The sequence below is a fragment of the Streptomyces sp. NPDC088725 genome (assembly GCF_044751305.1).
Lineage (GTDB): Bacteria > Actinomycetota > Actinomycetes > Streptomycetales > Streptomycetaceae > Streptomyces.
This window is the reverse complement of record NZ_JBIVLO010000016.1, coordinates 59,387-65,991: the sequence shown is the minus strand read 5'-3', so window position 1 is coordinate 65,991 and position 6,605 is coordinate 59,387. Positions and strand designations below refer to the sequence as shown.

Sequence of the window (6,605 nt, the reverse complement as noted above, 5' to 3'; positions counted from 1 at the left end):
CCACCCAACCCCCCGCCCTCCGCGGGTGTGTGCCCCCCCGGCGGGGGCCGCGGGGGGTATCCCCCGTTTGGGGGGGGGGGGGGGGGGCCCCCCCCCCCCCCCCCGACACCCGGAATCAGTGTGAAAGGGGCTCAGCCGCGAGCGGTGATCGACGCAGTGTGTTCGCGTACCTGCTCCGGAGTGAGGTAAACGTCCGCATATTCGGAGTCGCGCAGTGAGGTGCGCCGCTCCGCCTGGAAGCCTGTACGTACGAAGTCGTCGCCCGCGAGGGCGTTGAGCGTCCAGTTGGTGAACACCCGGGTCTTGGCGACGTTGGTCCGCAGCGCCGACCAGTGGTAACCGCGCGCCACGGCCTGCGCCGGGAGCCCGCGCAGCTCGATGCCGAGCGGCTTGGACACGGCGTCCCGGCCGCCGAGGTCCACGACGAGCCCCAGGTCCTTGTGCACGTAGGGCTGCAACGGCCGGCCGCGCAGGGACGCGATGATGTTGCCGGCCATCTTCTTGCCCTGGCGCATGGAGTGCTGGGCGGTGGGCGGGCAGATCGCGTCGCCGCCCTTGGCCAGGTCGGGCACAGCGCCCGCGTCACCGAGCGCGAAGACACCGTCGAGCCCGGGCACCGTCATCTCGGGGTCCACCACGAGGCGGCCGCGTACCGTCTCCGCGTCGAGTGTGGTGATCAGCGGGCTGGCGACGACGCCCGCCGTCCAGATCAGTGTGCGGCACGGCAGCACCCGGCCGTCGGTGAAGGTCACCGAGTCGGGGCCCGCCTCGGCGATCGACACTCCGAGCGACACCTCGATCCCGCGCCGCCGCAGGATCTCCAGCGCGCTGAGGCCGAGTTCGTCGCCGAGTTCGGGCATCAGCTTGGGTGCGATGTCGATCAGATGCCACTTGATCAGCTTCGGGTCGAGCCGCGGATAGTGTTTGAGCGCGTGCGAGGTGAGCCGCTGCAGGCAGGCCGCGGTCTCGGTACCCGCGTATCCGCCGCCGACCACCACGAACTGGAGCCGGGAGATCCGTTCGTCCTCGTCCTCGCTGGCGTCGGCCAGGTCGAGCTGCGCGATCACATGGTCGCGGATGTAGGCGGCCTCGGCGAGCGTTTTCATCCCGCGTGCGTTGTCGACCAGGCCGGGGATGTCGAACGTACGGGTGATACTGCCGGGAGACAGCACGATCCGGTCGTAGGGCTCGTTCACGATCTCGCCGGTGATCTTGCGGATGACGCAGATCTTCGCCTTGGTGTCCACCCCGATGGCGCCGCCGGGGATGATCCTGGTGCGGTACTTCTTGCTGCGGCGCAGGGAGACGGCGACCGACTGCGGAGTGAGCACACCGGAGGCCACCTGTGGCAGCAGGGGCAGGTAGAGCTGGTAGGAGGTCGGGGTGACCAGCGCGATGTCCGCCTCCCCCGGCGAGAGCCTGCGCTCCAGGCGCTGTACGCACTCGACCCCGGCGAAGCCGGCGCCCACCACGAGAATCCTGGGTCGTGCCACGGTGTCCGTCCCTTCTCAGGCCTGCGCGGTCGTCCCTCACCTGCCCCAGAACCGCCGCCTGTCACTGTTCATCTTTGCGGTCCCGGCGCCGGTCCGCCTGCTGAACGGACAGCGGAGCTGTCCCGCACGACCAGGGAGGGTTCGAGCAGGATCTGCTCCGGGGCGGCTCCGGGGTTCCGGATACGGGACACGAGCAGGCGGATACAGGCTCTGCCGACCTCTTCCAGCGGCTGGTGGACGCTGCTGAGGCTCGGGGAGAGGAGGGCGGCGGCGGGAGAGTCGTCGAAGCCGGTCACCGCGACGTCCTCGCCCGGACTGAGACCGGCGTCCCACAGCGCGCGGTAGCAGCCGAGTGCCAGGGTGTCGCTGGCTGTCACGACGGCGGTGACGCCCGGCAGCGCCCGGCGCATCGTGTCCCGCGCGGCGTCCACGTCGTCGACCGAGGACAGCCGCAGATCGCGTACGGACAGCCGGTGCCGGCGCATAGCCTCGCGCCAGCCGCGCGCGCGGTCGTCGCCGCTGCCGGAGCCGCGCGGCCAGCCGAGAAAGGCGATCCGCCGGTGTCCGGCGGCCACGAGGTGGTCGACGGCCGCCGCGGTGCCGTACGCGCCGTCCACGTCGACCCAGTCACCGGTGTCACGGGCCGACCACGAGCGGCCGAACGCGACGAAGGGAACGCCGCGCTTGTGCAGCAGGCCGGGTCTGGGGTCGCCCCGGTGGGTGCCGCTCAGCACGAACGCGTCGACCGACTGCTCCCGCAGCAGTTCGTCGTAGTCGCCCGTGCCCCCGGTGGCGGACGGTCCCGCGCCTTCCGCGGCGGGCTCGGCGAACAGCAGGATCCGGTAACCGGCCCGGTCGGCCGAGTCCGACAGCGCGTGCAGGAAACCGTCGAGTACGGGCGTGGACCTGCCGCTGGAGGCCGGCTGCACTCCGTAGCCGATCAGCAGGCTGGAGCGGGTGCGCAGCGAGCGGGCCGCCCGGTGCGGCCGGTAGTCCAGCTCGGCGATCGCCTCCTGTACGCGGGCGAGGGTCCCCGGAGCGAGCAGTTCTGGGGAGTTGAGCGCGTTGGACACCGTCTGCGTGGAGACCCCCGCCCGCTGGGCGACCAGTGCCAGTGTGACCGGCCGCCCTGCCTTGCCGCCTCCGGACGAGGACGTACGTGCCACCAATTGCCTCCGCGTTTCCCGCACTTGAACGTGTTGCGAAGGATCAGACGCTGTGCGGAGCCGACTTGGCAAGTCTTATACCGATGCGGCGGCTTGAATCAGGCGCGCACGGCACGTGCACGACGGGTCGCCGAACCTCCGTACGTGCGGGCGGAGTCCGGCCGTCGCGGTACGGTCCGGGCGGCCCCGCCGGACGAGGGCGGCCGGGACACGGGCCCGCCGCCGTCCCGGGCGCGCCCACGAGGTCTTCGCGGTGCTACGCGTCCGCCGCCTCCGCGCCGCCGAAGCCCTCGGACAGGCGGTCGGGGGCGGCCTGCTGCCACGAGTCGACGAGGATGTCCCGCAGCTCGGCCAGATCCTCCAGCGCCGCGAGCCTGACCCGTACCCACGCGGAACTCGCCTCGTGCGCCGGTACCCAGAACTTCTCCGGCTCGGCCGCGATCAGCTCCGTCCGCTCGTGCCGGGGACACCGCACGGCGAACGACGTCTCGTCGTCCGGGACCGTGATGAACATCTTCCCCGCGACACGGAAGGTGGGCATGGACCACGCCTCCTTCTCCACGGTTTCGGGGAGGGACAGCGCGATACGCCGGACGTCGTTTGCATCGATCACGCCCACCAGACTAAACGGGCAGGAAACGCCCACGTACGGCAGGCGCACGCCATCCTCGCTTGTCATGGACCTGTACACGCTGGTGAGGGTGTGCTGTCATGCCGATCGGAGTTTTTTTCAACGTTGTACATCTGGTACGGCACCGAGCGACGGGAGTCAACAACCATGCTCGACCGACGACGTTTTCTGCACACCGGCGTCCTCGCACTCGGCAGCGCGGGCCTTCTCGGGCATCTCGTGCCGCCGGCCTCCGCGGCGCAATCCGCAACCGCGCGGGCCACCGGCGGCTGGTACGGCGCGAACGCGGCGCCGCTGGCCCCCGCCGCCTTCCAGAAGCTGCCCCTCGGCAGTGTCACGGCGCGCGGCTGGCTCTCCGGGCAACTGCGCCTGCTCCTCGACGGGCTCTTCGGACGGTACGCCGAGATCTCGCACTTCCTGAGATTCGACGACTCCGGCTGGGTCCACCCGGAGAAGGACGGGTGGGAGGAGGTGCCGTACTGGCTGCGCGGATACGTCGATCTCGCGGTCCTCACCGGGGACCCGGACGCGCTGGCCGCCGCCGGCCGCTGGATCGACGCGATCCTCACCACGCAGCAGCCCGACGGCTTCTTCGGCCCCACCCGGCTGCGTACGGCGCTGAACGGCGGCCCCGACTTCTGGCCCTATCTGCCCCTGCTCCAAGCACTGCGCTCGCACGAGGAGTTCAGCGGGGACGACCGGGTGCTGCCCTTCGTCCTGTCCTTCCTCCGCTTCATGAACGAACAGGGTCCGGGGGCGTTCGACTCCAGCTGGGTGTCGAAGCGCTGGGGCGACGGCCTCGACATCGTCTTCTGGGTCTACAACCGCACCGGCGAGGCGTTCCTGCTCACACTCGCCGACACGATGCACACCAAGGGCGCGAACTGGGTCGACCACTTCCCGGACATGCACAACGTCAACATCGCCCAGGGCTTCCGCGAACCCGCGCAGTACGCGCTGCGCTCGGGCTCCGCCGATCTCACGCAGGCCACCTACCGGGACTACGCCGCCATCATGGGCCGCTACGGCCAGTTCCCCGGCGGCGGCTTCGCGGGCGACGAAAACGCGCGCGAGGGCTTCGGCGATCCGCGGCAGGGCTTCGAGACCTGCGGCATCGTCGAGTTCATGGCAAGCCATGAGCTGCTGACCCGTGTCACCGGCGATCCGGTGTGGGCCGACCGCTGCGAGGAGCTGGCGTTCAACCTGCTCCCGGCGGCCACCGACCCCGAGGGCCGGGGCATCCACTACATCACCGCCGCCAACAGCGTCGATCTCGACAACGTCACCAAGAATCAGGGCCAGTTCCAGAACGGCTTCGCGATGCAGTCGTTCCAGCCGGGCGTCGACCAGTACCGCTGCTGCCCGCACAACTACGGCATGGGTTGGCCCTACTTCACCGGGGAGTTGTGGCTCGCGACCCCCGATCTCGGTCTCGCGGCGGCGATGTTCGCCGCGAGTGAGGTACGGGCCAAGGTGGCGGACGGTACGGAGATCACCATCACCGAGGACACCGACTACCCCTTCAAGGAGACGGTCACCCTCACCATCAGCACACCGAAGAGCGTGCGCTTCCCGCTCTATCTGCGCATCCCCGGCTGGTGCGCGGATCCCGAAATCCTCGTCGGCGGCCAGCGGTTGAACGCTCCGGCCGGTCCCGCGTTCGCCAAGGCGGACCGCGTCTGGAACGACGGCGACCAGGTGACCCTGCGGCTCCCGCAGCGCACCACCGTGCGGACGTGGGACGACAACCACGGCGCCGTGAGCGTCACTCACGGGCCGCTGACGTACTCCCTGCGCGTCGGAGAGCGGTACGAACGCTACGCGGGCACCGACACCTTCCCGGAACAGGCCGTCCATGCCACCGGCCCCTGGAACTACGGTCTCGCTCCCGATCCGCTGCCCGGGCTCCGGTTCTCCGCCGACGGAGGCCCGCTGTCCGGCGACCCGTTCACCGCCGGAGGGACCCCGGTCCGGATCACCGCGCCCGCGCGCCGCATCGCCGAATGGGTGGCCGACGACCAGCAGGTCGTCGCTCCGCTCCAGGACAGCCCGGCCCTGAGCACCGCCGCGGAAGAACAGGTGACACTGATCCCGATGGGCGCCGCCCGCCTGCGTATCACCACCTTCCCGACCGCGTCCCCGGACGGCCGGCCCTGGACGCCCGAACCGCCCTTCCGCCGTATCCAGAACAAGCACAGCTCGAAGGTCCTCGCGGTGGACGGCATGTCCCTCTCCGACAGCGCACGCGTGGTGCAGTACGCCAACGTGGGCTCGGCCGACCACGCCTGGCAGCTGCGTGATGCGGGCGGCGGCTGGTACCTGATCAGGAACGGCAACAGCGGCAAGGTGCTGGGGGTCGACGGCATGTCGACCGCCGACAGCGCCCTGGTCGTCCAGTTCGCGGACAACGGCACCGACGACCACCTCTGGCAGCTGCTGGACAACGGCGACGGCTGGTACCGCGTGCGCAACAAGAACAGCGGCAAGGTGCTGGGCGTCGACGGCATGTCGACCGCCGACAGCGCGCAGGTCGTCCAGTTCGCGGACAGCGGCACCGACGACCACCTCTGGAAGCTGCTCTGAGTGACGGGATACGGGACAGCGCTCCCGGATACTGGATCCGGCCGGCTCCGGGCCGGCGTTCCTGATCCCGAGGAGAATCCGCGTTGTCCCGTATCCAGGTCATCACCAGCTCCACCCGCGAGGGCCGCTTCAGCGAGAAGGTCGCGCAGTGGGTGGTCGAACACCTCGAAGCCCGTGCCGACTTCACCGTCGACCTGCTCGATCTGCGGGACCACCCACTGCCCTTCTTCGACCAGCCGCCCCCGGCCTACACCCTGCGTGACTACCCGACCGAAGCCGTCGGCCGCCTCGGCGGCAAGCTCGACGCCGCGGACGGGTATGTCATCCTCACCGCCGAGTACAACCACGGTTACACCGCTGTCCTCAAGAACGCGATGGACCACACCTTCATCGAGTGGCGCCGCAAGCCTGTCGCGTTCGTCGGCTGGGGCAATGTCGGCGGCGCCCGCGCCATCGAACAACTGCGGGAAGTGTGCGTCGAGTTCGAGATGGCGCCGCTGCGTCACGCCGTGCACATCCTGCCCGACCTGATGCGTCCCGCCATGCAGGCCGACCCCTTCGACCCCGGCGTGTTCAACACCCTGGAGGCCAAGCTCACGCTGCTCTCCGACGACCTCGCGTGGTGGACGAGCGCGCTGGCCGAGGCGCGCGGCCGGACGCGGGACTGAGAACGACACCGTGGTGTGTCCGCCTCCCGGAGGCGGACACACCACGGCTGTTCAGCGCGTGCGC

General features: G+C 70.2%; 5 protein-coding genes. 2 read left to right on the top strand and 3 right to left on the bottom strand.

Features of this window, described 5'->3' with window-relative positions; translation table 11 throughout:
• Window positions 1-131: 131 nt before the first annotated feature.
• The 3 genes from ACIP6N_RS28945 to ACIP6N_RS28935 form a co-directional block, all read right to left on the bottom strand.
• The gene (locus ACIP6N_RS28945) at window positions 132-1,493 is read right to left on the bottom strand and encodes an NAD(P)/FAD-dependent oxidoreductase (protein ID WP_401820500.1); all 1,362 of its coding nucleotides are present in this window, start codon (window positions 1,491-1,493) and stop codon (window positions 132-134) included.
• A 68-nt stretch (window positions 1,494-1,561) separates the two neighbouring features.
• Window positions 1,562-2,659, bottom strand: a complete 1,098-nt coding sequence (locus tag ACIP6N_RS28940; RefSeq protein ID WP_401820497.1) for a LacI family DNA-binding transcriptional regulator — start codon at window positions 2,657-2,659, stop codon at window positions 1,562-1,564.
• A 256-nt stretch (window positions 2,660-2,915) separates the two neighbouring features.
• Window positions 2,916-3,272, bottom strand: coding sequence for an MmcQ/YjbR family DNA-binding protein (locus tag ACIP6N_RS28935; RefSeq protein WP_401820495.1), 357 nt, complete (start codon window positions 3,270-3,272; stop codon window positions 2,916-2,918).
• A gap of 165 nt (window positions 3,273-3,437) precedes the next feature.
• Here ACIP6N_RS28935 and ACIP6N_RS28930 point away from each other — a divergent pair, with 165 nt between their 5' ends.
• Together ACIP6N_RS28930 and ACIP6N_RS28925 are read left to right on the top strand one after the other, a co-directional pair.
• A complete protein-coding gene (locus tag ACIP6N_RS28930; protein WP_401820493.1) occupies window positions 3,438-5,873 on the top strand; it encodes an RICIN domain-containing protein in 2,436 nt (811 codons plus the stop codon).
• Between the two features lie 83 nt (window positions 5,874-5,956).
• Entirely contained in the window at window positions 5,957-6,541 is a 585-nt protein-coding gene (locus tag ACIP6N_RS28925) for an NADPH-dependent FMN reductase (protein ID WP_401820491.1), read from the top strand.
• Window positions 6,542-6,605 lie beyond the last annotated feature (64 nt).

What these genes read in the sequence shown, in the direction of transcription:
- ACIP6N_RS28930 (WP_401820493.1), top strand. Translation starts at nt 3,438, where the DNA reads ATGCTCGACCGACGACGTTTTCTGCACACCGGCGTCCTCGCACTCGGC.